The 23,740-nt window shown below is 58.6% G+C and carries 32 protein-coding genes; 9 read left to right on the plus strand and 23 right to left on the minus strand.

The window, feature by feature from the left end:
- Positions 1 to 8: 8 nt before the first annotated feature.
- The 18 genes from WNY39_RS02205 to fabD all read right to left on the minus strand — a co-directional run bounded on the left by WNY39_RS02205 (position 9) and on the right by fabD (position 13,828).
- The gene (locus WNY39_RS02205) at positions 9 to 665 is read right to left on the minus strand and encodes a phage tail tape measure protein (protein WP_342843683.1); all 657 of its coding nucleotides are present in this window, start codon (positions 663 to 665) and stop codon (positions 9 to 11) included.
- Positions 662 to 871 (minus strand): rcc01693 family protein, encoded by a 210-nt coding sequence (locus WNY39_RS02210; protein ID WP_342843685.1) that lies wholly within the window; start codon positions 869 to 871, stop codon positions 662 to 664. Before WNY39_RS02210 ends, WNY39_RS02205 begins: the two co-directional genes overlap by 4 nt.
- Positions 868 to 1,182 (minus strand): gene transfer agent family protein, encoded by a 315-nt coding sequence (locus WNY39_RS02215; RefSeq protein ID WP_342843687.1) that lies wholly within the window; start codon positions 1,180 to 1,182, stop codon positions 868 to 870. The genes WNY39_RS02210 and WNY39_RS02215 overlap by 4 nt, the downstream gene beginning before the upstream one ends.
- A 4-nt stretch (positions 1,183 to 1,186) precedes the next feature.
- Complete coding sequence (locus WNY39_RS02220; RefSeq protein WP_342843689.1) at positions 1,187 to 1,627, minus strand: phage major tail protein, TP901-1 family; 441 nt, start codon at positions 1,625 to 1,627, stop codon at positions 1,187 to 1,189.
- Between the two features lie 36 nt (positions 1,628 to 1,663).
- Complete coding sequence (locus tag WNY39_RS02225) at positions 1,664 to 2,074, minus strand: DUF3168 domain-containing protein (RefSeq protein ID WP_342843691.1); 411 nt, start codon at positions 2,072 to 2,074, stop codon at positions 1,664 to 1,666.
- Positions 2,071 to 2,409 (minus strand): head-tail adaptor protein, encoded by a 339-nt coding sequence (locus WNY39_RS02230; RefSeq protein WP_342843693.1) that lies wholly within the window; start codon positions 2,407 to 2,409, stop codon positions 2,071 to 2,073. Before WNY39_RS02230 ends, WNY39_RS02225 begins: the two co-directional genes overlap by 4 nt.
- Positions 2,406 to 3,005: a head-tail connector protein gene (locus tag WNY39_RS02235; protein ID WP_342843695.1), complete on the minus strand. Its 600-nt coding sequence runs from the start codon at positions 3,003 to 3,005 to the stop codon at positions 2,406 to 2,408. Before WNY39_RS02235 ends, WNY39_RS02230 begins: the two co-directional genes overlap by 4 nt.
- 165 nt (positions 3,006 to 3,170) lie before the next feature.
- Complete coding sequence (locus tag WNY39_RS02240) at positions 3,171 to 4,346, minus strand: phage major capsid protein (RefSeq protein WP_342843697.1); 1,176 nt, start codon at positions 4,344 to 4,346, stop codon at positions 3,171 to 3,173.
- Between the two features lie 40 nt (positions 4,347 to 4,386).
- Positions 4,387 to 4,983 (minus strand): HK97 family phage prohead protease, encoded by a 597-nt coding sequence (locus tag WNY39_RS02245; RefSeq protein ID WP_342844342.1) that lies wholly within the window; start codon positions 4,981 to 4,983, stop codon positions 4,387 to 4,389.
- A 38-nt stretch (positions 4,984 to 5,021) separates the two neighbouring features.
- Positions 5,022 to 5,246: a hypothetical protein gene (locus tag WNY39_RS02250; protein WP_342843699.1), complete on the minus strand. Its 225-nt coding sequence runs from the start codon at positions 5,244 to 5,246 to the stop codon at positions 5,022 to 5,024.
- Entirely contained in the window at positions 5,239 to 6,417 is a 1,179-nt protein-coding gene (locus tag WNY39_RS02255) for a phage portal protein (RefSeq protein ID WP_342843701.1), read from the minus strand. Before WNY39_RS02255 ends, WNY39_RS02250 begins: the two co-directional genes overlap by 8 nt.
- 179 nt (positions 6,418 to 6,596) lie before the next feature.
- Positions 6,597 to 7,823 (minus strand): terminase family protein, encoded by a 1,227-nt coding sequence (locus WNY39_RS02260; protein ID WP_342844343.1) that lies wholly within the window; start codon positions 7,821 to 7,823, stop codon positions 6,597 to 6,599.
- A 612-nt stretch (positions 7,824 to 8,435) separates the two neighbouring features.
- Complete coding sequence (mltG, locus tag WNY39_RS02265; RefSeq protein WP_342843703.1) at positions 8,436 to 9,620, minus strand: endolytic transglycosylase MltG; 1,185 nt, start codon at positions 9,618 to 9,620, stop codon at positions 8,436 to 8,438.
- On the minus strand, positions 9,620 to 10,879 hold the full coding sequence (fabF, locus tag WNY39_RS02270; protein ID WP_342843706.1) for a beta-ketoacyl-ACP synthase II: 1,260 nt from the start codon (positions 10,877 to 10,879) through the stop codon (positions 9,620 to 9,622). The genes mltG and fabF overlap by 1 nt, the downstream gene beginning before the upstream one ends.
- Before the next feature lie 86 nt (positions 10,880 to 10,965).
- Complete coding sequence (locus WNY39_RS02275) at positions 10,966 to 11,499, minus strand: GNAT family N-acetyltransferase (protein WP_342843708.1); 534 nt, start codon at positions 11,497 to 11,499, stop codon at positions 10,966 to 10,968.
- A gap of 176 nt (positions 11,500 to 11,675) precedes the next feature.
- A complete protein-coding gene (locus WNY39_RS02280) occupies positions 11,676 to 11,909 on the minus strand; it encodes an acyl carrier protein (protein ID WP_093914756.1) in 234 nt (77 codons plus the stop codon).
- Between the two features lie 201 nt (positions 11,910 to 12,110).
- A complete protein-coding gene (gene fabG / locus WNY39_RS02285) occupies positions 12,111 to 12,848 on the minus strand; it encodes a 3-oxoacyl-[acyl-carrier-protein] reductase (protein WP_342843711.1) in 738 nt (245 codons plus the stop codon).
- 47 nt (positions 12,849 to 12,895) lie between these two features.
- Entirely contained in the window at positions 12,896 to 13,828 is a 933-nt protein-coding gene (fabD, locus tag WNY39_RS02290; protein ID WP_342843713.1) for an ACP S-malonyltransferase, read from the minus strand.
- Between the two features lie 142 nt (positions 13,829 to 13,970).
- Between fabD and WNY39_RS02295 the strand changes: the two genes are divergently transcribed.
- Positions 13,971 to 15,179 carry a cytochrome b/b6 domain-containing protein gene (locus WNY39_RS02295; RefSeq protein ID WP_342843715.1) on the plus strand — a complete coding sequence of 403 codons (1,209 nt, stop codon included), beginning with the start codon at positions 13,971 to 13,973 and terminating at the stop codon, positions 15,177 to 15,179.
- A gap of 75 nt (positions 15,180 to 15,254) precedes the next feature.
- Here the strand turns inward: WNY39_RS02295 and WNY39_RS02300 are convergent, their stop codons facing one another.
- A complete protein-coding gene (locus tag WNY39_RS02300; protein WP_342843717.1) occupies positions 15,255 to 15,830 on the minus strand; it encodes a YceI family protein in 576 nt (191 codons plus the stop codon).
- A 324-nt stretch (positions 15,831 to 16,154) separates the two neighbouring features.
- Between WNY39_RS02300 and rpsF the strand changes: the two genes are divergently transcribed.
- From rpsF to WNY39_RS02320, 4 genes are all read left to right on the plus strand, one after another.
- Positions 16,155 to 16,517 carry a 30S ribosomal protein S6 gene (gene rpsF, locus WNY39_RS02305; protein ID WP_005852867.1) on the plus strand — a complete coding sequence of 121 codons (363 nt, stop codon included), beginning with the start codon at positions 16,155 to 16,157 and terminating at the stop codon, positions 16,515 to 16,517.
- Between the two features lie 29 nt (positions 16,518 to 16,546).
- Positions 16,547 to 16,774 (plus strand): 30S ribosomal protein S18, encoded by a 228-nt coding sequence (gene rpsR, locus WNY39_RS02310; RefSeq protein WP_005852865.1) that lies wholly within the window; start codon positions 16,547 to 16,549, stop codon positions 16,772 to 16,774.
- 11 nt (positions 16,775 to 16,785) lie between these two features.
- The gene (rplI, locus tag WNY39_RS02315; protein ID WP_342843720.1) at positions 16,786 to 17,406 is read left to right on the plus strand and encodes a 50S ribosomal protein L9; all 621 of its coding nucleotides are present in this window, start codon (positions 16,786 to 16,788) and stop codon (positions 17,404 to 17,406) included.
- A 298-nt stretch (positions 17,407 to 17,704) separates the two neighbouring features.
- Positions 17,705 to 18,151, plus strand: a complete 447-nt coding sequence (locus tag WNY39_RS02320; protein WP_342844344.1) for a lytic transglycosylase domain-containing protein — start codon at positions 17,705 to 17,707, stop codon at positions 18,149 to 18,151.
- 34 nt (positions 18,152 to 18,185) lie between these two features.
- Here the strand turns inward: WNY39_RS02320 and WNY39_RS02325 are convergent, their stop codons facing one another.
- From WNY39_RS02325 to WNY39_RS02335, 3 genes are all read right to left on the minus strand, one after another.
- Complete coding sequence (locus WNY39_RS02325; protein ID WP_342843722.1) at positions 18,186 to 18,752, minus strand: FkbM family methyltransferase; 567 nt, start codon at positions 18,750 to 18,752, stop codon at positions 18,186 to 18,188.
- A 277-nt stretch (positions 18,753 to 19,029) separates the two neighbouring features.
- A complete protein-coding gene (gene tig, locus WNY39_RS02330) occupies positions 19,030 to 20,361 on the minus strand; it encodes a trigger factor (protein WP_342843724.1) in 1,332 nt (443 codons plus the stop codon).
- Between the two features lie 144 nt (positions 20,362 to 20,505).
- A complete protein-coding gene (locus tag WNY39_RS02335) occupies positions 20,506 to 20,790 on the minus strand; it encodes a DUF2312 domain-containing protein (protein WP_093914748.1) in 285 nt (94 codons plus the stop codon).
- A gap of 106 nt (positions 20,791 to 20,896) precedes the next feature.
- Here WNY39_RS02335 and WNY39_RS02340 point away from each other — a divergent pair, with 106 nt between their 5' ends.
- The 4 genes from WNY39_RS02340 to WNY39_RS02355 all read left to right on the plus strand — a co-directional run bounded on the left by WNY39_RS02340 (position 20,897) and on the right by WNY39_RS02355 (position 22,541).
- Positions 20,897 to 21,136 carry a hypothetical protein gene (locus WNY39_RS02340; protein WP_342843726.1) on the plus strand — a complete coding sequence of 80 codons (240 nt, stop codon included), beginning with the start codon at positions 20,897 to 20,899 and terminating at the stop codon, positions 21,134 to 21,136.
- Positions 21,137 to 21,242: 106 nt separating this feature from the next.
- A complete protein-coding gene (locus WNY39_RS02345) occupies positions 21,243 to 21,674 on the plus strand; it encodes a YeeE/YedE family protein (protein WP_342843728.1) in 432 nt (143 codons plus the stop codon).
- A gap of 1 nt (position 21,675) precedes the next feature.
- Positions 21,676 to 22,107: a DUF6691 family protein gene (locus WNY39_RS02350; protein ID WP_342843730.1), complete on the plus strand. Its 432-nt coding sequence runs from the start codon at positions 21,676 to 21,678 to the stop codon at positions 22,105 to 22,107.
- An 8-nt stretch (positions 22,108 to 22,115) separates the two neighbouring features.
- Positions 22,116 to 22,541, plus strand: a complete 426-nt coding sequence (locus WNY39_RS02355) for a TIGR01244 family sulfur transferase (protein ID WP_342843732.1) — start codon at positions 22,116 to 22,118, stop codon at positions 22,539 to 22,541.
- Between the two features lie 19 nt (positions 22,542 to 22,560).
- Here WNY39_RS02355 and WNY39_RS02360 read toward each other — a convergent pair whose 3' ends face one another.
- Entirely contained in the window at positions 22,561 to 23,643 is a 1,083-nt protein-coding gene (locus WNY39_RS02360) for a FliM/FliN family flagellar motor C-terminal domain-containing protein (RefSeq protein ID WP_342843734.1), read from the minus strand.
- Positions 23,644 to 23,740: the final 97 nt, after the last annotated feature.

A 23,740-nucleotide genomic window follows, 5' to 3' on the forward strand; every position in this document is an offset into this window, starting at 1 on the left:
GCGCTCCTTTACCGGTTGCGGTTGCCACTGCTCAGCGCCCGCGACATCTGTGCTGCGATCTGGCTTTGGCTGCGTTGGAACCCCTGCACATCCGGAGTCGTGATATTCATGACCACGGTCGTGCCGCCCCCGCCGCTGCCTTTGACCCCCAACTTTCCGTCTGGGCCGCGTGCCAGCGGCATAATCGCCTCTGGCCCTGCCTCGCCCATCACGCCCATCCCACCGCGCATTCCGAACGCTGTCGCGCTGCTCACGATGCCGCCTTGGGCAAAAGGCATGACCTTGCCTTGGGAAAACGGCGCGCCATTGGCAAAGGGCAAGATGCCTTGCACCAGCGACCCGACGCCCTGGCTGATCATCCCGCCCACGTGATCGGAGACCGGTTTGATCGCCGCGTTATAAGTCGTGTTGACCATGGACCGCGCGACGGTCGACAGCGCATCCGACAGCTTCATCCCGTCAAACGCGACCCCATCAAAGGCGCGGCGTAGGCCCTTGCTCAACCCTTTCTCCAAGGTCGCCACATCCCTGCCAGTTCCGGCAATTGCGGTGCGCATGCGCCGCAGCTCACTGTCAAAGCCGGACACCAAGCTGCTGGTTTCCGACAATGTGCTGTTCAGTCGCTCGGCCCCGTCCTCAAGACCGTCAAACCCATTCTCTGTCATTTCTTGCTCCCTTCCGATGTGTCGGGATAGGCGGCCATCAGCGCCGACAATCCATCGTTTAGTAACGGTGCTTGCGCCCCTGTCGTGCCCAGCATCAGCTGTAGCTCAGCTGGGGTCAGCGCCCAGAAATCTGCAGGCGTCAGCCCCAACCCCTTAAGGCCCGCACGCATCATCGCGGGCCAATCAAGCCCCTTTTGCGCTGTCACGCAGGCACCACAAACGCACGGGCCAGCAGCTCCGCAGCGGCTTTGGCGGCCCCCATGGGGCCACCGTCGATTTGTGCCTGACCCAAGGCGTCTTCCGACGTCTCGACCCCGCCGCCGCGCAGGCCCGCAACCAGCAACCGCAATACGTCACGGCTGGAGAAACGGTTGCTCTCGAACCGCTCGACCAGCGCCATCAAGGAAGGCTCTTCCAGCGTCTCCTCCAGCTCGGCCAAGGCACCCAGTGTCAGGCGCGCCACATGGCGTTGCCCGTCGACGACCAGCGCCACATCACCCCTCCACGGATTTGCCATGCGCCTAGGCCCCGGTGCCCGGGTCAACGACCACATCCGGCGTAAAGACCAGCTCCCCCGCCGACTGCATGCTCAGCTCATAGGTGGCCTCGCCATTCAGCGACCCGCCATATTCAATCGCGGCCACCTGAAACGGGCCTTCGATGATACCAAAGCTGGGGATGACAATCTGAAAGTCCGGCGTCAGCCCGTCGAAAAACAACTGACGTGCACGCTCGTCCGTACCGGCATCACGAAACACACCCGACCCGCTGATCGCCGCCGACCGCACACCGGCACCGGCCAGCAATTCACGCCACCCACCATTGCTGTCCAGTGACGTGACCTCGACCGGCTCCGCATTGAAACTGATGCGCGTGGCGCGCAGGCCCGCGATGGTTTCGAATTGTCCGTCGCTTGTCATGTCCACTTTGACCAAAAGGTCCTTACCCGCTTGAATTGTCATGTCGGTTCTCCTTGAAAATGAATGTCAGTGTGCGCCTTAGGTGTCCTGCACCCGTGCGCGAAATTGCATGTTGATCTGGCGAACTTGCGCCGCCGCGACGTATTTGGCGGTCGCTCGGGTGAATTGCAGGCTCACCAGATGCCCCTTGCTCAGCGCAAGATCGGCGTCGTGCAAAACGTCACTGATTGCGCCCGCAACCTGTTTGGCATCCGCAAACCCCGGTGCCGCACTCACAATGGCAATGCCAAACTGGTGCAACGCACCTGCACCGCTGCCGTCCGACGCATCGCGCACGTCTTCATCACCCAGCCGTACGTAAAGCGGCGGCACATCCCCCACAGGTCCCGCATCAAAGATCGCGGCCCCCACCAGTTCGGTCAAAGCCGTGTCTGCGGAAAGCGCCGCGAACACAGCCTGCTGCAATGGCCCTGACATGGCATAGCTCATACGATCAGCTCCTCTTGAGTGAGGCAAAGCAGGTAGCGCCCTTGCGGGTCACGCTCCGCCACTGTTTCAATGCTGTAGACCCGCGCGCCGTCGCGAAACCGCTGCTGCGGCTGGGGCCGCTCGACGCTGCCCATCGGTGCCGCGCGCACGCAAATCGCGTATCCCATGCGGCTCACGGGCACGCCGGCTTGGCTTACTTCGCGCCCGCTACGTGCCTTAACGTCTGCCCATAGCGCCCCCAAGGGTGCCCAGACCACACGGTATCCCCCCGCCCCATCGCTCTCGCGCGTGGGGGCCTCAAGCACCAGTCGACGGTTCAAATGCAACGGCTTCATTTGCCTGCCCCGAACCCAAGACGCATGGTCTTGTACCGCTCGATCAGACTGCTGACGCCAAACGGCATACACCCTTCGCTCAGGCTGGTTTCGTTGCGGAATTCATAATAATGGGCGGCCAGCAAAAACACCGCCTGCCGCAAGTCCGGCGGAACCTGATCCCATGTCGCGCCAAAGCCCGCGTCTATCACAATCGATACCGACCCACCCCTCGGGATCGCTGGCAACACGGCCTCTGCCGGGCGCAGAACCGGGCGCTGCGCGTCCTGCTCCAGCCAATAGCGTTCAGGCGCAATGGCCGTCTCGACCCCGCCTCTCGCAATCAATGTGACGCTGCTTACGGCATGCACAGGGGCAAACGGCAGCACTTGTCCTGCGGGGTCGCGCCATGCGTTCAGCGACCACGTAAAACCACGCCGCATCAACACCTTACCAGTCCGAACCTCAATCGCGGCCAAGGCGGCGCGCAGAAAGCTGACCAATACCTCGTCTTGCAAGCTGTCGGTGCCAAATCCACTCCCCAGCCGCAGATGGCCCTTGAACGCATCAACCGGCAATGCGGTGTCCGGCACGCTTGTCTCTTCGATCAACATCATGGAAGTCTCCAATTATTCCGTTCTTCCCTGTCCCCTGAAATGGAACCCGGACGCGTACCAGGCTGCATTGCTCGGTCGGAGGGAGCAGCTAGACAATGCACCCAAACCTTGCGGCACGCGCCCGGACCGGGGCCAAGTCGCCCCGGCCCCGTGTTCGACGCCGCTTTACGCGATGCCGAATTTCAAAAGCTTGATGGCTGCAAAATCGCTGACGTCGCCGCCCACCCGTTTGGTGGCGTAGAACAGCACATGCGGCTTGGCGCTGAACGGATCGCGCAGAATGCGCAGATCGGGGCGCTCAGCTACGGTATAGCCCGCCGCAAAGTCACCGAACGCGACCGAGAATGAATCCGTCGCCACATCCGGCATGTCCTCGGCCACCAGCACGGGATACCCCATCAGACGTGCAGGTTCGCCCTGCGCCAGACCATCCGACCACAAGAAACGGCCATCCAGATCCTTGAGCTTGCGCACCCGGCCCGCGGTTTTCGAGCTCATGACAAAGCTTGCATTCGCGCGGTATTGCGCGCCCAAGGCATAGACCAGATCGACAACAGCATCCGCCGTCACCTCGCCATCGACACCGGTGGGCACATAGCCCAGATTGCCCCAGGTCCAGACGTCATTATCAACTGTGGCATGCGCCAACAGACCTTTGGGTTTGTCGATACCATCGCCGCTGATAAACGCCGCCGCCTCAGCCCGCGAGAACTTGTCCGCAATCCGTCCAGCCAGCCAGCCTTCGATGTCAAAGGCGGAATCATCCAGCAGCCGCTGCGATGCTTTTGGCAGCGCGCTCAGCTCGTGCAGTTGCACCGTGATACGGTCAATCTGCGGCGTGTCTGTTTCGCCGACCGTGCCCGCCTCTGTGGCCCACCCGGCGCTCACATCCGCGTGGTCTACTAACACGTCGTAAGACGTCGCCTCGACCTGCACGACCGACGCAATCGCCCGGATTGACGCAGTGGCATTCAAAACCGACTTCACCCGATCCGACGTTTGCGGATCAACCAGATAGCCGCCATCGGAATTCACCGCCGACGACATGGATTTGCTCTCCATCTCAAGGCCGCGCAACCCGTCATCATCGCCATTGCGGATATAGGCGTTCATTGCTTTTTGATGGGGCGCACCCGCATCCACAGCACCGCCCAAAGGTGTACGCGCAGGCAAAGTCATTTTTCGATCCAACATAGTCATTCGCTCTTCTGTTTGTTGCAACTTGGTCGTCATTTCGGCCTGAAAGCCTTTGAAATCCTGCACAAAGCCGGTGACGGCTTCACGGACTTCCTCAGCGGCTGACGCAGATGCGCCGCGTGTTTTCGTGTTCATCTGATCCATTCACATACCCTTGGTTAAAGTTGGTATTCGGGCCGCGCCTCTAAGGCTGCAGCTGTGCCCGCGCGTCTTTGAACGCGTCCGCCATCTCGCGCAGCACATCCCCCACCGCGACGAAATCACTCTTTGCGGCAACCCGCGCCGTGGGCAGCATCGGAAACGTCACCAGTGACACCTCCCATAAATCCAGCTCTGTCAGCATGCGCTGACCGGCGTCATTCTTGGCGGCCCGCACCGTGCGATAGCCGATGCTAAGCCCGTCAATGGCCCCCGCCGCGATCAAGGCTGCGGCCTCGCGCCCCCGTGCCACACTGTCCAGAATGCGCCCCTTGACCCAAAGGCCCATGGCGTCTTCGCGCACCTCATCCCACACGCCGATCGGCTGGCTTGGGTCGTGCTGCCACAGCATCTTTATCCGGTGCCCCGACGTCGTGGCCGCCGCCAGCGACGCAGCATAGGCCCCCTTGCGCACCACATCCCCGCCTTGATCCGCCGCACCAAACAGGCTGGCATAACCGCTGATTTCGGTGCCGTCCTCCACGGTAATCCCATCCCCGAAACGGGCGAACTTGTGTTCCAGACCACCGCCGGCCGCAGACAAAACTCTCTCGTTCCCCGACACGGGGTCGGGGTTCAACATGTCATTTTCCATGACCGTCTCCTTTGAATTTCAAATCCCTAGGGCTGCACCACCAAGAACGATTGCACCCCTTGCGCCAGAATGACCGCCACGACACCGTAAACCGTCAGCCACAAACGCCGCTCCAGCCGCTCCATCATCTCCTCCAGCCGGTCCAACCGCTGCAAAAGGTTCTCATGGTGGATCGCACTCACGCGCTCATGCGCTTGCAACCGCAGCCCCGGTGCGCATTCGAACTGATCAAGCCGGACACCCTCATGCATCAGCGGCCACCGCAGGCAGACCCAACAAGCTGCGCTTCTCCGCTTCAGTCAGAAAATCCGCACCGGCCACACGCGCCCATTGCGCATCGCGCTCCTGTGCCAACGCTGACACCTGATCCAGATCCGGCTTCAGCGTGACAGTTTCCCCCGAAAAGCCGGACAACCAATGGGCCAAGGCCGCAGTCACACGGGTGGCCAGAGGCAACACCGTCAGCCGGTAAAACGCCCGATGCGCCTCTTGATAATTGGCATAGGTCGCATCCCCCGCGATCCCGATCAGCATCGGCGGCACCCCAAAGGCCAAGGCAATCTCGCGCGCCGCCGCCTCCTTCGTCTTGTGAAACTCCATATCAGAGGGCGAGAACCCCATCGGTTTCCAATCAAGCCCCCCCTCCAGCAACATCGGCCGACCCGCATTGCGCGCGCCCTGATGGTTGCTCTCCATCTCAGAAACAAGACGGTCGTACTGGTCGTCGCTCAACTTGCCCTGCCCCTCGGCACCACGGTAAATAATCGCGCCTGACGGACGGGCCGCATTATCCAGCAACGCCTTGCTCCACCGCGAGGCTGAATTATGCACATCCATCGCCATCGCCGCCGCCTGCATGGGACTAAACCCATAGTGATCGTCCTGCGGGTGGAAATTCTTGATGTGACAGACCGGCGTAACAGGCCCGCTCGCATCAAACCGGTGCTTGCGCCCACCGACCGCATATTCATAGGCCACGGGCCACCCATCCGCGCCGGGCACCACCGACATCCGGTCCGACCGCAATACATGCAGCTCCACCGGCACACCGGCCTCGCCCCCCACAGCCTCGACATAGCCATTCCCAGACAGCAGCAACTGCCCGTAAAGCGCCTCCAGCAACTCCGCCCGGCCCTGCCCCCCATTGGGTCGGCTGACCAACCCCATCAAAGGGTGCGTGTCATAGCGGCGTTCGGCATCCTGCAACACCAATGGCAAGGCCGCTGCCGCTTCCGCAATCAACTTGACCGACCGGAACCCCACCGGGTTTCCACAAAACCCGACCCGCGTCAGACTAACGGCATCACGCGGGCTCCATGCCACACGCCCTCCGGTTTGATACGCCACAGTGGGGCCAATCGCCGATGCCTTCTGCTCGGGCACATCAACCACTGCCCCGCGCCGTAGAAAATCAAAAACCATATCGCCCCACTCCTGTGCCCGCTTCGCTTTACCGCTGTGCATCGTCCGCAAAATCAAAATGCCAATAAAAGTTTAACGCCTCCGAAACCGACCGTACGTTGCCCCAAAAACGCCACCCCCTATTTCATTTTGCCAAATAAACTCTCCCCGAAGGGCCGGCCAACCACACACGCCCCTCGTCACAGCAATCGCACCCCCGGTGCCCGCCAATGCGCCGCAGGCTCGATCAGCAGCTCGTGCAAGGCCCAGACCAGCGCATCCACCCGGTCGGGCGATCCCGCCCCCTCATAGCCACGCGCGGTCATCCGGCACATCTGATCCTCCAGCGCATCCATCCCCGCCACATGGGCAACCCGCCCCTGCTCATAAAGTGCGGCCACAGGCTCGGCCCGGGCCACCTTGCCCCGCGACGCATGAACCGATTTCAACGGCACCAAAGGATCGATCTGGCGCAACACCTCGCCGACCATCAGCCCGCCTTGATTGGTCTCCACCACCAACCGGTCCGCGCCATGTTGCTCCATCGCCGAAATCGCAGCGCGCGCCCATCCCGATGGCGTGGCCCCTTGCACCGTGCAATCTGCCAAAACAACGGCCCGCCAGTTCTGCGGCGGCCCCTTGGTCTGCGCGCCCACCACAACAATCCCGCATTCATCCGACGCTGATCCGGCCGTCGTCGCCGGATCAACGCCCACCACAATCCTGTCAAACGTCGGCAATTCGCCCACACGCCCGCCTTCGAGCATCTGCGATGTCCAAAGCGCACCATCAGCATCGGCCAGCAACACGCCGTCCAGCTCTTGCCGCCCCAACCGGGTCCCGCGATAGCGCGCCATCACTTCCTCCAGAAAAGACCCCGCCAAATTCGCGGCATTCGCCTCGGTCGGCGCATGCGTTCGTACCGTCGAGGGCGACGCCAGCAACTTCTTCAACACCCCCACATTGCGCGGCGTCGTCGTCACACAAACGCGCGGGTCATCCCCAAGACGCAGGGCAAATTGCAGCTGGTCCCATGTCTCCTCGGCCTTCTTCCACTTGGCGAGCTCATCGACCCAGGCCGCATCGAATTGTGGCCCGCGCAACCCTTCGGGGTCATGGGCCGTGTGCACCGACGCCACCGCCCCGTTGGGCCAGACCAGACGCTTGCGGGTCGCCTCCCAATCGGGCCGCCTGTCTGCTGGCGAACAGGCCAGAATGCCACTGTCGCCAAAGATCATCACCTCGCGGACCTGTTCAATCGTCTCGCCCACCAGCGCCACGCGGCGGCAGCGCCCCGCATCCAAGGGCCGCGCCCCTTCGACCTGCGACCGGACCCATTCCGCACCTGCACGGGTTTTACCAGCTCCGCGCCCGCCCAAAATCACCCACGACCGCCAATTGCCTTCGGGCGGCAATTGATGGGGCATCGCCCAAAACTCGAACAAAAAAGGGAGAGCCAAAAGCTCTCCCTCATCCAGTTCATTCAGAAACTGGTCTTGCAGCGCCGCATCGGCGGAGCCTATCCAGCTTGCACCCGATCTCAGCCCGTGCCCGCCCAAGGTCAAGGGCATACCCCCCTCGCGCAATGCCCGCTTGTCTGTTTCTACAGTCATTAAGATAGGTCTCCACTTTGACGCAGGTCGCCACCATGCCACTGGCTTTACACAGTGCCTTGGACGCCTCAGTTTCATTTAATTCCTCCCCGGAAATGGCCTGTTCTTTCAGGCTCTGGATTTCGCGACGCAGGTCGCGGATTGCTGCTTGAAGCGCTCTGAAATGCTCTTCACTTTCAGCAATCTCTTGCTCCGGGGTAATCATAGTCATTGTTGCTCAAGCCTCTCGTTTGGAACCTCCAAATCCGAGCGAACACGAAAAAACGGCCACCGGAAATCAATCCGGGGCCGTCTGCCCATTTCGTCTAGCATGCCTAGATATCTACGTCAGAGCGGTCGCAAAGTCAAGGAAAACAAAGTTACCAAAACCTTCCAAGCCCTTACGATGGTTAAGGAATTCTTAAAATTCCGGCCCCAATCGCAAGATCAATCGCCCCCCGTTGACGCATTGCCCGCCGCCGCTGCACCACGCTCGGCCTCAATCACACGCCAAGCGGCCACATTGCGGTTATGCTCTTCCAGCGTCTGTGCAAAGGCATGCCCGCCCGTGCCATCTGCAACAAAGAAAACATAGTCTTCTTCAGCAGGTTGCGCGGCGGCCATCAGGCTTGCGCGGCCCGGATTGGCAATCGGTGTCGGTGGCAACGCGTCAATGACATAGGTGTTATAGGGCGTCGCTGCGCGCAGTTCACTGCGGCGCAATCCACGCCCCAGAACGCCTTCGCCCTTGGTGATGCCATAGATCACCGTGGGGTCAGTCTGCAGACGCATGCCTTGGTTCAGACGGTTGATGAACACGCTGGCCACCTGGCGGCGCTCTTCTGGCACACCGGTTTCCTTTTCGATGATCGACGCGAGGATCAGCATCTCTTGTGGTGTCTCGATCGGCAGGCCCGGATCACGTGCTTCCCATGCTTCCGCGAGCCGCTGTTCTTGCACGGCCTGCATCAACGCCAGAATGGTATTGCGATCTTGGCCTTTGGTCGCTTCATAGCTGTCGGGGGCCAATGTGCCCTCGGCTGGCACAGCGGCAACAGTCCCTTCCAGCAGATCAATCGATTTCAACGCTTCAACAATCTGCCAGCTGGTCACACCCTCGGCGACAGCAATGCGATACCGCGTGTCGGCGTTGGCTGTCGTCTGGGTATAAATCTCGGGAGCCTCATCCACACCGGGGGTGAATTCAGCCCGTTCAACATAACTACTGGTTGCGGGATCAAGCTCGCGCACCTGTGTGCTGATCTGGTTGATGCCGATCCGGTACACAACTTCGGTGCCGCAGGTGCTTGCGCCACCCCGTGTGACCGTGTCCACGATCTCTTTCATGCTGGCTTCCGGCTGGATCAGAAAGCTGCCTGCCTTCAGCGCTTGGGTCTTTTCCTCGTACTCGGCCCCCAAACGGAAAACCATCGCCGACGTCACTGCATCCTGCCCGGCAAGGTTATCGCCGACGGCACGCATGTTTGATCCACGCTCGACCTGCAGGCAAATCGCCTCGGCCAGCGGGCCGGGCGCATCATATTGCCCCCGCCCCCAAAGAATGACGCCGCCCAAAAGGAACAGCCCCAAGATCAGGAACGTCACCGCGTTAGACGCAATATGTCTCCACATTAGGAAATCTTTCCGAACAGCACGCTCGCGTTGGTGCCGCCAAACCCGAAAGAGTTGCTAAGCGCGACATCGATCTTACGCTCGACCTTTTTGTTCGGGGCCAGATCGATCTTTGTCTCAACAGCCGGATTATCCAGGTTGATCGTCGGCGGTGCCACCTGATCGCGGATCGCCAGGATCGAGAATATGGCCTCAATCGCGCCCGCAGCACCCAAAAGGTGACCGGTGGCCGATTTGGTCGACGACATGGTGACCGTTTCGACAGCATCCCCCAGCATACGCTCAACCGCGCCCAGCTCAATCACGTCGGCCATTGTCGATGTGCCATGGGCGTTGATGTAATCGACGTCTTTCGGCTCAAGCCCCGCCCCGCGCAACGCGTTGCGCATGGACCGTTCAGCCCCGTCGCCGTCTTCGGCAGGTGCGGTGATGTGATAGGCGTCACCCGACAGGCCATAGCCCAGAACTTCGGCATAGATTTTCGCACCGCGCGCCTTGGCGTGCTCGTATTCTTCCAGAACAACAATGCCTGCACCCTCGCCCATGACGAAACCGTCGCGGTCCGCATCATAGGGGCGGCTGGCCTTGGTCGGGTCATCGCCACGCTTGGTCGACAGTGCCTTGCACGCGTTAAAACCGGCCATACCGATTTCACAAATCGCGGCCTCGGCCCCGCCCGCAATCATCACATCGGCATCACCGTGAATGATCAGACGGCTTGCATCGCCAATGGCATGCGCACCAGTGGAACAGGCAGTGACCACCGAATGGTTCGGACCACGGAAACCATAGCGAATCGAAACCTGACCCGAGATCAGGTTGATCAACGCACCCGGCACAAAGAACGGGCTGACGCGGCGTGGGCCTTTTTCATGCATCATCACGGCGGTGTTCGCGATGGAGTTCAAGCCACCGATACCCGAACCGATCAAAACGCCCGTGCGGTCCAGATCTTCGCGATCGGTTGGCGTCCAACCGGAATCCTCGATCGCCTGTTGTGCAGCGGCCATGCCGAACAAAATGAACGTATCCACTTTGCGCTGTTCTTTAGGCTCCATATAGGTGTCGGCATTGAACGTGCCGTCGGTGCCATCGCCAAGGGGAACTTCGCACGCGTATTGCGTCACCAACCGGCTTGGATCAAACCCAGTGATCTGGCCCGCCCCCGATTGACCGTCCAAAATTCTCGCCCAGCTGGCCTCGACCCCATCGGCCAAAGGCGTCACCAGCCCCAAACCCGTCACAACTACTCTGCGCATATCAAAGCCCCTTGGTGTATTTCTACGTTGGACGGCTATACCTTGGTGACGTGCCGAATTTCAAGACGCGATACACCAGTTCTGTTTCAGCTCGGCGGGCCTTTGCGTGTCATCAGGCAAACACGATTGCCCTCAACTTCCTCATCTCGCATCGCCACATAACCCAATGTATCCGCCAAATGCAGCGACACATCGTTTTGCGCGTCAATCATACAGACGGTACGGCCGGTGACAACGCGATCAAACCAATCATGCGCCGCGGTTGCGGCCTCAAGGCCCAACCCCATGCCCTGCGCGTCGGGCGACAAGACCCAACCCGCCTCGGGATAAGGGTCAAAATCATCGCCAAATCCACGCGCCCCAAAGAAAAATCCAGTCTGCCCCGCCATTTCAAGGGTACTACGCGGCTGGATCGCCCATTGGCCAAAACCTGCGACCTGCCAATGACCTGCATTGCGCAAAAACGCATCCCAAGAACGCGCCTTGGGCCATGGTTTTCCGCTAATATGGGTAACAACCTCGGGCGTGGCCCAGATTTCGGCGAAACGCGGGAAATCATCGGAACGCATCGACCTCAAGGTCAGCCGGGCGGTGTTGATCGTTGGTACAGCTCGAGACATATGGTGAAGTACTTTCACGCTAAACTTATTATGCCACCACTGTCGCCCAACCCACGGTGGAAAAACAAGTAAAATCGCCAAAACAAAAGAAAAAACGGCGTCCCTTCGATGTGAAAGAACGCCGTTTTCTGTAATTTTTGCCGATCAACCCGCGCTGCGGGCCATCGCAAGAAGGCTTAGGAAGCTTCTTTGATGAATTTGACCGCGTCGCCGAAAGTTTGGATGTTTTCAGCTGCGTCATCTGGGATTTCGATGCCGAATTCTTCTTCGAACGCCATCACCAGCTCAACAGTGTCTAGGCTGTCTGCGCCAAGATCGTCGATGAACGAAGCGTTCTCAACAACTTTGTCTTCTTCAACACCCAAGTGCTCTACTACGATTTTCTTTACGCGTTCTGCGACGTCGCTCATAATCTGTCCTCATACATTCGGGCAACTCTTGCCCTCTTCTGGTTCCGCCCAAAGCCTGTAGGCCCGTTTGGATCGTGCCCCGAGGGGCGGCTATGGTTCTTGTTGACACAAGACATGGGGGGCGATCAAGCCTTCCCAAATTCGTTTCTGCGCCTCCTTTAGCATAAGACGCAAGTTTGGCAAACGCTTTGCGGCGCGCCGCTATAACATGGCCATACCGCCGTTCACATGCAAGGTGGTCCCTGTAACATAAGCGGCTTCCGCGCTGGCCAGATAAACAACGGCAGCAGCGATTTCAGCAGGTTCGCCCATGCGTGCGGCAGGAATCTGCGACATGATTCCCGATTTCTGGTCATCGGTCAGTTTTTCGGTCATCGCCGTGGTGATGAACCCCGGTGCAATCGCGTTCACCGTGATACCGCGGTTGGCCACTTCATAGGCCAATGACTTTGACATGCCGACCATTCCGGCCTTGGACGCGGCATAGTTTGCCTGCCCGGGGTTGCCCGTCGCACCCACGATGCTCGAGATATTCACGATCCGGCCCCAGCGGGATTTCATCATGCCGCGCATCACGCCTTTGCACAGTTTGAACGTCGCGGTGAGGTTCACGTTGATCACCGAATTCCATTCGTCATCCGACATGCGCATGAACAGGTTATCGCGGGTGATACCGGCGTTATTTACTAAGATATCAACCGATCCCATTGCCTCGATCGCTTGTTTGGGCAGGGCTTCGACCGCGTCCATATCGCTTAGGTTACAGGGCAACACATGGGCGCGTTCGCCCAGTTCGGCCTTCAGCGCCTCAAGCGGTTCTGTGCGGGTACCAGACAGCCCCACGGTTGCGCCCTGCGCATGCAAGCTGCGCGCAATATCTGCACCAATACCACCGGATGCACCGGTGATCAGCGCGTTTTTACCAGTTAAATCAAACATATAAATATCCTCTACTCGCGGCTTGCGCCCCTATTTATCGCGTTGGTTTATGCCGTGTTCATCGCGGCTGCGTCTGCTGCTGTGCCGATATTCACACAAGTGATTTCCTTGTTGATGCGGCGGATCATGCCGGACAAGGCTTTGCCCGCGCCAATTTCCCAAATCTCGGTCACGCCTTGCGCGCCCATCCATTCGACCGAAGACAACCAGCGCACTTGGCCCGTTACCTGTTCGATCAGCAGCTTGCGGATCACATCGGGGTCGCTGACGGCCTCGGCCACAACATTTGCCACGACGGGCACTACGGGCGCGTTCATTGTCACACCGGCCAACGCCTCGGCCATTTCTTCGGCTGCGGGGGCCATCAGCGCGCAATGGAACGGTGCGGACACCGGCAGTAACAAGGCGCGTTTTGCACCCGCCGTCTTGGCCAGATCAAGCGCGCGTTCAACGGCGGCTTTGCTGCCCGACACAACATTCTGCGCCGGGTCGTTCTGGTTGGCGACCTGACACACGTCGCCTTGGGCGGCATCTGCAGCAACCTGTTCGGCCTGTTCAAAGGTCAGCCCTAGCAGGGCGGCCATTGCGCCCTCCCCAACCGGTACGGCCGCTTGCATGGCCCGGCCGCGAATGCGCAACAAACGCGCAGTATCGGCCAGCGAAAACGTGCCAGCCGCGCAAAGTGCTGCATATTCACCCAAGGAATGGCCCGCAACGAATGCGGCCTTTTCAACGGTGATCCCTTCGGCGTTCAACGCGGCCATGGCGGCCATCGACGTGGCCATCAACGCAGGCTGCGCGTTCTGGGTCAGGGTCAACGCCTCGGCCTCGCCTTCCCAGATCAATGTAGACAGTTTTTCGCCCAAAGCCTCGTCGACCTCGTCAAACACGGCCTTGGCCGCTGGATAGGCATCCGCCAGATCACGGCCCATGCCGATGGTTTGCGCGCCTTGGCCCGGATATACAAATGCAATGCTCATAAGGTCCCCCCGTTTCTGATTAAAACGGCTTTATCCTGTGGGGTCAGCGCAAACAAGCCTGCACCGACCCTGTGCGCATATCCGTAATTGCCGCCGCGCACCGCTTTGACGTAAACTATACCCCCATAACCCGGAGACCCAAATGGCCATTAGCAACACCGCAATCCGCTACGGCGGCGTCACAAAGTTTTTTCACTGGCTGACGGCTTTACTGATTATCGCTTTGATCGGGTCTGGCATGTTCGCCGAAGGTCTGCCCTATGAGACCCAAGACCAGTTGACGCAAAAAGCGTGGTTCTTCTCGATCCATAAAACCATGGGTGTTTCGGTGTTTTTTGTGGCGCTGGCACGGATTATCTGGGCCATAAGCCAACCCAAACCGGGGCTGCTGAACGCAGATAAAAAGCTGGAAAGCTGGCTGGCAGAAACTGTGCATTGGGTGCTTTACGCGTCGCTCGTGATTGTGCCACTGGCAGGCTGGATCAGCCACGCTGCCGCATCGGGTTTTGCCCCGATCTGGTGGCCTTTCGGCCAAAACCTTCCACTGGTCCCCAAAAGCACGCAGATCGAACACCTGTTTGGCTCCGTTCACGTGATTTCTGGCAAAGTGCTTATTATCGCGTTGCTTTTGCACGTCGCTGGCGCGCTGAAGCACCACTTTATTGATCGCGATTCGACCCTGCGGCGGATGTTGCCGGGCGAACCACCCATCGGCCCCATGCCTGCCCAACACCACAGCAGCGCACCGGTGCTGACCGCCGCGGCGGTCTGGCTGGTCACTGTGGCCCTCGGTGCTGGCTTGGGCCTCTCTGGCGGGAATGGCGGCGGCGAAGCGGCCCCTGCCCCCGCTTTGGAGCAGGTGGCATCCGAATGGACGGTACAGGATGGCACAATCGGCATCACCGTCAGCCAATTCGGTTCGGCAGTCGAGGGCAGCTTTAGCGATTGGACCTCCGCCATTTCCTTTGACGAAATGGTAACCGAGGGCAAAGCGGGCAACGTCACCACGACAATCTCGATCCCGTCGCTCACCCTCGGATCGGTCACGGATCAGGCAATGGGTGCTGACTTTTTCAATGCTGAAAATTTCCCCACCGCCACATTTGCTGCCGATATCACGGTGGCCAATGGCGATTATCTGGCCGACGGTGCGCTGACCATCAAAGACCAGTCTGTACCTGTGTCCCTGCCCTTTACCCTAACGGTAGATGGCGACACCGCGACAATGCAAGGCACGACAACCTTGGACAGACGCGCCTTTGCCATCGGTCAAAGCGTAACCGATGCCTCCACACTGGCGTTTGATGTCACCATTGATATCAACCTCACGGCGACCCGCCCCGCGCAATAAGCCGCCAGCCACCAAACACAAAAACGCCGGGGCGCTAACCCCGGCGTTTTCATTTCTACCACTTGGCTGGAAAGCTTAGTCTGCTTTCATTGCCTCGATGGAAATGTTGATGCTGACTTCGTCGCTTACGAAAGGCGCGAATTTACCAAGGTTGTAGTCCGAACGCAGAACCGTTGTTGTTGCGTCGAAACCGGCCCAAGGCTTGCCCGCCATCGGGTGATCACCCATTTGGTTCAGCGTGGCATCCAGAACAACTGATTTCGTCACGCCGTTCATGGTCAGATCGCCGGTGATCAGGCCGGTTTTCTCGCCCGTCACTTCGATACCTGTCGACGTGAATGTCACCATGTCACCTTCGGCTGCGCCGAAAAAGTCAGGGGACATAAAGTGATCGGTGCGCGGCTGCCAGCCGGTGATCATGTCCATAACCGGAAAGGACACGGTGACAGAAGAATTCGCAGGCTCTGCCTCGTCCAGCATGATTTCGCCGTCAAAACCGCTGTACATGCCGGTCGTTGTGGAAAAACCAAGGTGGTTATAGGTGAAAACGATCTGACTGTGGCTGGCGTCCAGAACATATTTCTCGGCGGCAAAGGCGGATGTGGCACCCAATGTCAGGGCCGTGGCAAGCAGGATGGATTTGAAGGTCATAATAAATACTCCGGTTGGATTGTCATAAGGACTAAATGGCGCAATTACGGCGGTAGGCAACCCAGCAAGGGCAAACACTGTCTGCGCAAGAATGAACAGTTGCGCGCACAAAGGGCATAGCACAGTGGTTTTTGATCCGTCATAGTGACAGCGGTCAATCACACCCTTTTGACACAGCGCATTGCCCCTTGCCCTATACGCCAAACCGTGTATATCGACCCTTCGTTTTGCATCATCTTTTGAACCGCGCAGACTCTCGTGGTGGGGCCGCAAAACGCTCATGCCCTACCTATGAAATGCGCCTTGATATAAATAGGAGTGCACATGCCGCTTTATGAGCATGTTATGATTGCGCGTCAGGACTTGTCCAACACGCAAGCAGAAGGCCTTATCGAACATTTTGGCACAGTTTTGGCTGACAACGACGGCAAGCTCGTCGACAGCGAATACTGGGGCGTCAAAACGATGGCCTATAAGATCAACAAAAACCGCAAGGGCCACTATGCCTTCCTGCGTTCGGATGCACCTGCAACCGCCGTTCAGGAGATGGAACGTCTGATGCGTTTGCACGATGACGTTATGCGCGTTCTGACCATCAAAGTTGATGAGCATAAAGAACTGCCATCCGTTCAAATGCAAAAACGTGACGAACGCCCCGAGCGCGGCGAACGCCGCGAGCGCCGTTGATCATCAGCTTGAAAGAAAGGACATAAACCATGGCCGCAAAACCATTTTTCCGCCGTCGTAAAGTCTGCCCCTTCTCGGGCGACAACGCACCGGCAATCGATTACAAAGACACACGTCTTCTGCAGCGCTACATCTCTGAGCGTGGCAAAATCGTTCCATCCCGTATCACAGCAGTTTCTGCGAAAAAGCAGCGTGAATTGGCCCGTGCCATCAAACGCGCCCGCTTCCTCGCCTTGCTGCCCTACGCCGTTAAGTAAGGAGAAAGCACATGCAAGTTATCCTTCTGGAACGTGTGGCCAAGCTTGGCCAAATGGGCGAAGTCGTGGACGTAAAGCCCGGCTACGCACGCAACTATCTGCTGCCACAAGGCAAAGCGCTGTCGGCCTCCAAAGCCAACATCGAAGCCTTTGAAGGCCAGAAAGCACAGCTTGAGGCGCAAAACCTCGAGACCAAAAAAGAAGCCGAAGCAATGTCGGACAAGCTGAACGGTCAGCAGTTCGTTGTTATTCGTTCCGCTTCCGATTCGGGTGCTTTGTACGGTTCCGTTACAACACGTGACGCAGCCGATGTTGCAACCGCCGAGGGCTTCACAGTCGACCGCAAGCAGGTCGTTCTGCGCAACCCGATCAAAGATCTGGGCCTGCACGACGTAACAGTCGTTCTGCACCCCGAAGTCGAAGCCACCATTCAGCTGAACGTTGCACGTTCCCCTGAAGAGGCCGAGCTTCAGGCGGCAGGCAAGTCGATCCAAGAACTGGCAGCGGAAGAAGAAGCCGCAGCCGAGTTCGAGATTTCCGAATTGTTCGACGATATCGGCTCTGCCGCGAACGACGACGAAGATCTGGCCGAAGCTGTTGAAGCGCAAGACGACGACGAAGCGAAAGCTTAAGTCTCTTAACGCCTTAGACGATTTAACGCCGTCCCCGCATTGCCGGGGGCGGCGTTTTCATTTGGTAGGGTCGGTTCAGGCCCTACGTCGGCCTTTGCCAGAATCGCCCCTCAAAAAAGCAAATTCTGCAGGCCACCGCCCCCACATCTGAGCTTCTACGCCTATATCAAGCCGTTTCGGCGCCCCTCTGCCCATGCAAGACCGTCAAGGTTGCGAGACACCTCAACCATTGTAGTGTTTCCCAAGCAAAAACCAGAGTTCCCAGATGACAGTCCTATCACGCCGCCTTTTGTGCCAGATGCTTTTGTGCAGCGCCGGCCTTGCTGCCTGTTCAAGCAACTCCGCGACGGTATCCCCCGACGCCCCCAGAATGCAGCTCCATCCGAACGAGACACCGGAACTGCGCGGTCTCATCAATAAATGGGCCGATTTTTACGACGTACCCCGCCCTCTGGTGCACCGCCTTGCGATCAGGGAAAGCACACACCGCCCAGAGGCCCGCAATGGCCCCTACTACGGCCTGTTGCAGATCTTGCCCGCCACAGCGCGCGGCATGGGGTTTCAGGGCAGCTCTGGCGACTTGCTGAACCCTGATGTGAACCTAAAATATGGTGTGAAATATCTGCGTGGGGCATGGCTGCTGGCAGACGGCGATCACGACACCGCAATCAAATGGTACGCCCGCGGGTATTACTTTGAGGCGAAAAAACGCGGCATGTTGACCGAGACCGGCCTGCGGTCCTAGCACCAGAGTGTCACGGCGACGGTCGAACCTGAGTTCATATCCAATCGAGGTTAACCTGCCGGGCAGGATACTTCTCCGCAAACTTTTCTCGCAGCGCGCGGAACCTCGGCCTCAGATCGGCGAATTTACGTTCATGGGTTTCGACGACCAGACATCGGATCCCCTCGATCAAGTTAGCGGCATCCATTGCCTCAAGAAGGTCAAGCTCGGCCCCTTCGATGTCCATCTTCACAAACGCGATCTCGCCGCGCTTCTCGATTTCAGCCGCGATAATCTTTAGGAAATCCAGCAGCGCGACATCAATATAATTGTCCGAGTCGATCATACGTCCGCCATCAACAATCGTACTCTTAACCGATGCCCCTTTCATATTCTCGTCGAAGTTTTCAGCGCGCATCAGCCGGACGGTGCCCGACGTCGCACCCACTGCCGCGTTTACAAGCTGCACGTTGCTGCGGTCCTTCATCGCTGTTGTCAGCTGTTCAAAGGCGTAAGGGTCGGGTTCATAGCTGATCACATCGGCACCGGTGTCGGCCAGCAAAGCGGACACAACCCCCACATTGGCACCGCAATCCATCGCCAGATCCCCAGGTTTCAACATCGCAGTCACCCCCTTGAGAAAACCCATGGCCTCGGCATGGCGCAAATTCCGTTTTGCGCGCCGGCGAGCCTTGCGTTCTTCATCGCTCAAAGGGTGTTGGTTTTTTGCTGCGCGGCGCGCTTTGTTGTTCGTTTCATCCGACACGTTCTCAACCGCCCCCTTATGGCTGCAACCGCTGCGATTGGGCGCAGTAAAGCAGATCAAACGCCTGCATTCTAACGAAAAAGGCCGCCCCAAGCGGGACGGCCTTATTCTTCACCTAGCTTGAAAGGACGACTTATTCGTCTTCCAGCGCTTCAACAGCTTTTTGAAGGTCTTCTTTGGACACTTCTTTTTCGTTCAATGTCGCCTGTTCGAACACATAATCAACGACTTTGTCTTCAAACAATGGCGCGCGCAGCTGCTGCTGCATTTGCTGGTTTTGCTGAACGAATTCAAAGAACTGACGCTCTTGGCCCGGGTACTGACGTGCCTGGTTCATGATCGCTTGTGTCATCTCGGCGTCAGATACCTGAACTTCGGCTTTCTGACCCAGTTCTGCCAGCAGCAGGCCCAGACGAACGCGGCGTGCGGCCAATGTCTTGTGCTCTTCTGTGGTTTCGATCTCTGGGTGGTCATGGCCCTGAACATCAGGGTTATCTTCGTGCCACAGCTGGTGCGCGATCTGACCTGCTTCGGCGTCCAGCAAGGACGGTGGCAGGTCAAAGCTGACCAGTTTGTCCAGCTCGTCCAACAGGCCGCGCTTCATGACGGCGCGCGATGCGCCCATGTATTCGGCTTCCAGACGTTCGGCGATTTGTGTTTTCAAACCGGCCAGGTCTTCTGCGCCAAATTTGGTTGCCAGCTCGTCGTCGATCTTGGCGGCAACAGGCTTTTTAACGTCTTTGACTTTGCACTCAAACACGGCTTCTTTGCCCGCAAGGTTCGGCGCTTGGTAATCATCAGGGAAAGAAACGGTAACGTCTTTTTCTTCACCAGCAACAACACCAACCAGCTGCTCTTCAAAGCCGGGGATGAAGGAATTCGACCCCAGTACCAAAGGATAATCCTCGGCGGCACCGCCGTCGAACGCTTCGCCGTCAACTTTGCCCAGGAAATCAAACACGATCTGGTCGCCGTCTTTGGCTTTTGTGCCCGCTTTGCGCGATTCAAAATCTTGTGCAGTCTCGGCGAGGTTTGCCAGCGCTTCTTCAACGGCGGCATCGTCGGCTTTAACGACCATTTTATCCAGCTTGATGGATGTCAGATCAACGTCAGGAATCTCTGGCAGCGCTTCATAGGTCATGGTGACCTCGACGTCGTCGCCTTCTTTCCAGTCTTCGTTGGACATTTTCACATCTGGCTGCATCGCGGGGCGATCGCCGGACTTTTCAAAATGCTCTTGCATGGCACCATCGATGGCTTCTTGCATCGCTTCGCCCATGACCTTTTGGCCGAACTGCTTTTTCAGCAGCGCCATAGGTACTTTACCTTTGCGAAAGCCCTTCATTTCGACTTCGGGCTGTGCTTCGGCCAGCTTTTCGTTGACCTTGGCCTCCAGCTCAGCTGCTGTCACAGTGATGGCATAGCCGCGTTTCAGACCTTCGTTCAGCGTCTCGTTGACCTGCATGTTTGCTCCATAGGGTAAGGCCGCGCGATAATCGGCGCGGGCGGAAAAATTTCCGCTCTTCTATTTGGGCCTGCGCTTGGGCGCAAGCGGATTTGGGTTGGGCCCGGACTGGCAGGGAATAAAACCCGCCAAACCAAGCCCCGATTACATTCCGAGCGCTTCTTTGTACATTTCAAGAACCGCCTCTTCTTCGGCGATGTCGTCTTTGTCGCGTTTACGCAAGGAGATCACTTTGCGCAGCACTTTGGTGTCGTAGCCGCGCGATTTTGCTTCGGCCATCACCTCTTTTTGTTGCTCGGCCAGATCTTTCTTTTCGGAATCAAGGCGTTCGATCCGCTCCACAAACTGACGAAGCTCGTTTGCGGTCACGCGGTAGGTTGCATCGCCAACGACGTCGGCGGATTCGGGGTTGGTTGCACTGTCGCTCATTGCGGGGTCCTGTGTCTGGAATGGGTCAGCGCCCTGACTAACGCCGCACCTGCCCTGCCGCAAGCCACACTTGCGATACCTTGCCAATTGAGATAGCCCGCGCCGCATGGAAAACGCATCAACATCTTTGTTCGACATTCTGATCTGGTCCGGCGCTGTGATCTCGCTGGTGGGATTCTTTGGCCTTGTCTGGTGTATCGTCACCGTGATGCGCGCAAAACGCGCCAACCTGCCCGAGGACGACATGCGCGCCGTTTTGCAAAAAGCGCTGCCGCTGAACCTTGGCGCGCTGTTTCTGTCGGTCATCGGTCTGATGATGGTCGTGATCGGTATCATGCTGGGCTAATGACGCGACGCGCGCATTAGAGCTTGAAACATATTCAATAATCCTTATGTATTCTGTTAACACGGGTCGCCGACGCGGCCCCTCCTTATGTGTGAACGGGAATGACATGATTGAAATCGAATGGATTTGGGGGCTGGTTGGCGGCCTGATTATTGGATGCGCGGGCGCTGTTTACCTATTGGGCAACGGGCGCATCATGGGGGCCAGCGGTATCATCGGCGGGCTTGTTGATGGCTCTGGCCGCAATACTTGGGTCGAACGGCTCAGCTTTATCGCGGCGCTTATCCTTGCACCGGCGCTGTTGATCTATTTTTCCGGCCGCCCCGCAACGACAAACCTGACCGATAACTGGCTGCTCATCGTCGTGGCCGGGCTGCTGGTTGGCATCGGAACACGGGTCGGCAACGGCTGTACGTCAGGCCACGGGGTTTGCGGCATCTCGCGGCTGTCACCGCGCGGAATTGTGGCCACTTTGATCTATATTTTTGCGGGTGCGGTAATGGTTGTTGCCCTGCGCTCCATGATGGGGGGACTGTAAGATGCGGAATATGATTGCTGTTTTGTCCGGTGCGCTGTTTGGCATTGGTCTTTATATCGCTGACATGACCAACACCGTTAAGGTGCAGGGGTTTCTTGATTTCTTTGGCAGTTGGGACCCGACACTGGCCTTTGTTATGGGCGGTGCGATTATACCGATGGCCATCGCATGGGCGATGACGCGCGACCGTAAACCGCTGATTGGCGGCGAATTCCCTGCCCGCCCCGAGGCCAAGTTTGACCGCCGTCTGATTCTCGGTGCTGTCCTGTTCGGTATGGGTTGGGGGCTGGTCGGTCTTTGCCCGGGTCCGGCGCTTGCATCGCTTAGCTTTGGCGGCATTGGTGGCTTGGTCTTTTTCGCAGCAATGCTGGTGGGCATGTTAATCGCGCCCAAAGTCTCGGCATTGCTGGACAGCAAACCCGCAGCTGGTTAAATCAAGCCATGGATATGCGCCAAATCACCCCCCGCTTCTTTGCTTCCCCTCAGATTGATCCGTCCGACATGGCCGCGATCCGCGAGGCAGGCATTACCTTGATCCTATGCAACCGCCCCGATGCCGAGGTCCCGCCAAGCCATCAGCACGAGGCGATCAAGGCGGCCGCCGAAGCCGCCGGGATCAAGTTTGCGTTCCAGCCGCTGACCCACCAGACGATGACGCCAGATGTTATTGCCAACAACCGCGCAATCGGCGCGGGGGCTGAGGACGAAACCGTTCTGGCCTATTGCGCGTCGGGTACACGGTCGACAATCGCTTGGGCCCTTGGTCAGGCGGGAGAGGTTCCTGCTGATGATCTGATCGAAGCGGCCAGTAAGGGCGGCTATGATCTGTCCCATATGCGCGGCGTCCTAAGCACCAACTACGCGTAAGCAGCCAGATGGGCCCGTATTACTGGCCCATCGCGTCCGGTGTACTTTCGGCGTCATCCTCGAACCCCGGTAAATCCGACAGATCGGGCATGGGTGCGGTGGCAAAATCCATACCTGTATCGGGCTTGGCAGGGTGATCCCCGCCTTGGCCCGCCACAGCAGGCAGGTCCTGCACGCTATAAAAGTCGTCAAATTGGGCATCCTGCGCCGCTTCGGCCCGCAAGGCCCCGGCATCAGATGATCGCCGCAGCGGAGTCTCTCGGCTTTTTGCCCGATGCTTGACCCGCAAGGCGCGCATGCCATCGCGCTGGCCCAGCATGCCATGCCCCACAATCCGCCCTTCCGTTGTTCTGACCTGGGCATCCCCAAAGCTGACGCGCCCCAACTCAAGGACCTGACCCACCTGCAAAGCCCCAGCCACCCGAATGGGCAGTTGAAGCTGGGTCAGCGAGACGATCAGGTTGGCTTTCAGTGACAGCACATTCTCGCACAGGGTTTTGCTGCCTTCGTCAACGGCCTCATCCTCTTCTGCCGCATCCGGATCGGCGATCTTTGGCGGCGGTTTAGGCACAGGCAAACACAGCAGCAGTTCCCCCTGCCGTGCGCCTTGGGCCAGATCAAGGGTCAGGCGCAGGATGTGATACGCGTCGTCCTCTAGCGCCAGCATCAGCAAACGCAGGTTTTGCGCCTTTGCCCCGAATTTGAACCCGGCCATTAACTGCCGTTCCTCTTCGATTTGGGGCAAGGGGGCCGCCCGTTCCAAAAGCGTGTTGATAAAGGGTTCGATCAAAGACGCATCCGTGGTCGTCATGATACGGGGCGGGCCGTCGGCATTGAACGGCTGCACCGTCCCCATCGTCTGCTGTTGGATCAGCCCCCCGACAAAGGCCGCATCGACCATCGCCGCACCGCGCGCGCCCGCAGGCCCATCCAGCAACACCATCAACTGGTCTTCGTCAAACACCTTTGCACAGGCGTCATTGCCCACGACGTCTTGGGTGGCCCCCAACACGGCCAATGGTAATTCAAATAGATCCTGGCCGACCTTTGACATGCTCAGCCGCAGCGCCCGAAGCACAGAAACAGTGCGCGACTGGTGCATAGCCCGTCCCGCCTGCGTCTTTCGCCGCATCGCTGATTGTTGCTGCTCTGTCACTGCATACTCCGCCGTACTCAGACCCCTTTAGCGAAGGTGTAAA

The sequence above is a fragment of the Sulfitobacter sp. AS59 genome (assembly GCF_038899995.1).
Classification (GTDB): domain Bacteria; phylum Pseudomonadota; class Alphaproteobacteria; order Rhodobacterales; family Rhodobacteraceae; genus Sulfitobacter.

Excerpts from the sequence above, each read along its gene's own strand:
- WNY39_RS02205 (WP_342843683.1), bottom strand. The coding sequence starts at position 665 with ATGACAGAGAATGGGTTTGACGGTCTTGAGGACGGGGCCGAGCGACTG.
- WNY39_RS02215 (WP_342843687.1), bottom strand. The coding sequence starts at position 1,182 with ATGGCAAATCCGTGGAGGGGTGATGTGGCGCTGGTCGTCGACGGGCAA.
- WNY39_RS02220 (WP_342843689.1), bottom strand. The coding sequence starts at position 1,627 with ATGACAATTCAAGCGGGTAAGGACCTTTTGGTCAAAGTGGACATGACA.
- WNY39_RS02225 (WP_342843691.1), bottom strand. The coding sequence starts at position 2,074 with ATGAGCTATGCCATGTCAGGGCCATTGCAGCAGGCTGTGTTCGCGGCG.
- WNY39_RS02230 (WP_342843693.1), bottom strand. The coding sequence starts at position 2,409 with ATGAAGCCGTTGCATTTGAACCGTCGACTGGTGCTTGAGGCCCCCACG.
- WNY39_RS02235 (WP_342843695.1), bottom strand. The coding sequence starts at position 3,005 with ATGATGTTGATCGAAGAGACAAGCGTGCCGGACACCGCATTGCCGGTT.
- WNY39_RS02240 (WP_342843697.1), bottom strand. The coding sequence starts at position 4,346 with ATGGATCAGATGAACACGAAAACACGCGGCGCATCTGCGTCAGCCGCT.
- WNY39_RS02245 (WP_342844342.1), bottom strand. The coding sequence starts at position 4,983 with ATGTTGAACCCCGACCCCGTGTCGGGGAACGAGAGAGTTTTGTCTGCG.
- WNY39_RS02250 (WP_342843699.1), bottom strand. The coding sequence starts at position 5,246 with ATGCATGAGGGTGTCCGGCTTGATCAGTTCGAATGCGCACCGGGGCTG.
- WNY39_RS02255 (WP_342843701.1), bottom strand. The coding sequence starts at position 6,417 with ATGGTTTTTGATTTTCTACGGCGCGGGGCAGTGGTTGATGTGCCCGAG.
- WNY39_RS02260 (WP_342844343.1), bottom strand. The coding sequence starts at position 7,823 with ATGCCCCATCAATTGCCGCCCGAAGGCAATTGGCGGTCGTGGGTGATT.
- mltG (WP_342843703.1), bottom strand. The coding sequence starts at position 9,620 with ATGTGGAGACATATTGCGTCTAACGCGGTGACGTTCCTGATCTTGGGG.
- fabF (WP_342843706.1), bottom strand. The coding sequence starts at position 10,879 with ATGCGCAGAGTAGTTGTGACGGGTTTGGGGCTGGTGACGCCTTTGGCC.
- WNY39_RS02275 (WP_342843708.1), bottom strand. The coding sequence starts at position 11,499 with ATGTCTCGAGCTGTACCAACGATCAACACCGCCCGGCTGACCTTGAGG.
- WNY39_RS02280 (WP_093914756.1), bottom strand. The coding sequence starts at position 11,909 with ATGAGCGACGTCGCAGAACGCGTAAAGAAAATCGTAGTAGAGCACTTG.
- fabG (WP_342843711.1), bottom strand. The coding sequence starts at position 12,848 with ATGTTTGATTTAACTGGTAAAAACGCGCTGATCACCGGTGCATCCGGT.
- fabD (WP_342843713.1), bottom strand. The coding sequence starts at position 13,828 with ATGAGCATTGCATTTGTATATCCGGGCCAAGGCGCGCAAACCATCGGC.
- WNY39_RS02295 (WP_342843715.1), top strand. The coding sequence starts at position 13,971 with ATGGCCATTAGCAACACCGCAATCCGCTACGGCGGCGTCACAAAGTTT.
- WNY39_RS02300 (WP_342843717.1), bottom strand. The coding sequence starts at position 15,830 with ATGACCTTCAAATCCATCCTGCTTGCCACGGCCCTGACATTGGGTGCC.
- rpsF (WP_005852867.1), top strand. The coding sequence starts at position 16,155 with ATGCCGCTTTATGAGCATGTTATGATTGCGCGTCAGGACTTGTCCAAC.
- rpsR (WP_005852865.1), top strand. The coding sequence starts at position 16,547 with ATGGCCGCAAAACCATTTTTCCGCCGTCGTAAAGTCTGCCCCTTCTCG.
- rplI (WP_342843720.1), top strand. The coding sequence starts at position 16,786 with ATGCAAGTTATCCTTCTGGAACGTGTGGCCAAGCTTGGCCAAATGGGC.
- WNY39_RS02320 (WP_342844344.1), top strand. The coding sequence starts at position 17,705 with ATGCTTTTGTGCAGCGCCGGCCTTGCTGCCTGTTCAAGCAACTCCGCG.
- WNY39_RS02325 (WP_342843722.1), bottom strand. The coding sequence starts at position 18,752 with ATGTTGAAACCTGGGGATCTGGCGATGGATTGCGGTGCCAATGTGGGG.
- tig (WP_342843724.1), bottom strand. The coding sequence starts at position 20,361 with ATGCAGGTCAACGAGACGCTGAACGAAGGTCTGAAACGCGGCTATGCC.
- WNY39_RS02335 (WP_093914748.1), bottom strand. The coding sequence starts at position 20,790 with ATGAGCGACAGTGCAACCAACCCCGAATCCGCCGACGTCGTTGGCGAT.
- WNY39_RS02340 (WP_342843726.1), top strand. The coding sequence starts at position 20,897 with ATGGAAAACGCATCAACATCTTTGTTCGACATTCTGATCTGGTCCGGC.
- WNY39_RS02345 (WP_342843728.1), top strand. The coding sequence starts at position 21,243 with ATGATTGAAATCGAATGGATTTGGGGGCTGGTTGGCGGCCTGATTATT.
- WNY39_RS02350 (WP_342843730.1), top strand. The coding sequence starts at position 21,676 with ATGCGGAATATGATTGCTGTTTTGTCCGGTGCGCTGTTTGGCATTGGT.
- WNY39_RS02355 (WP_342843732.1), top strand. The coding sequence starts at position 22,116 with ATGGATATGCGCCAAATCACCCCCCGCTTCTTTGCTTCCCCTCAGATT.
- WNY39_RS02360 (WP_342843734.1), bottom strand. The coding sequence starts at position 23,643 with ATGCACCAGTCGCGCACTGTTTCTGTGCTTCGGGCGCTGCGGCTGAGC.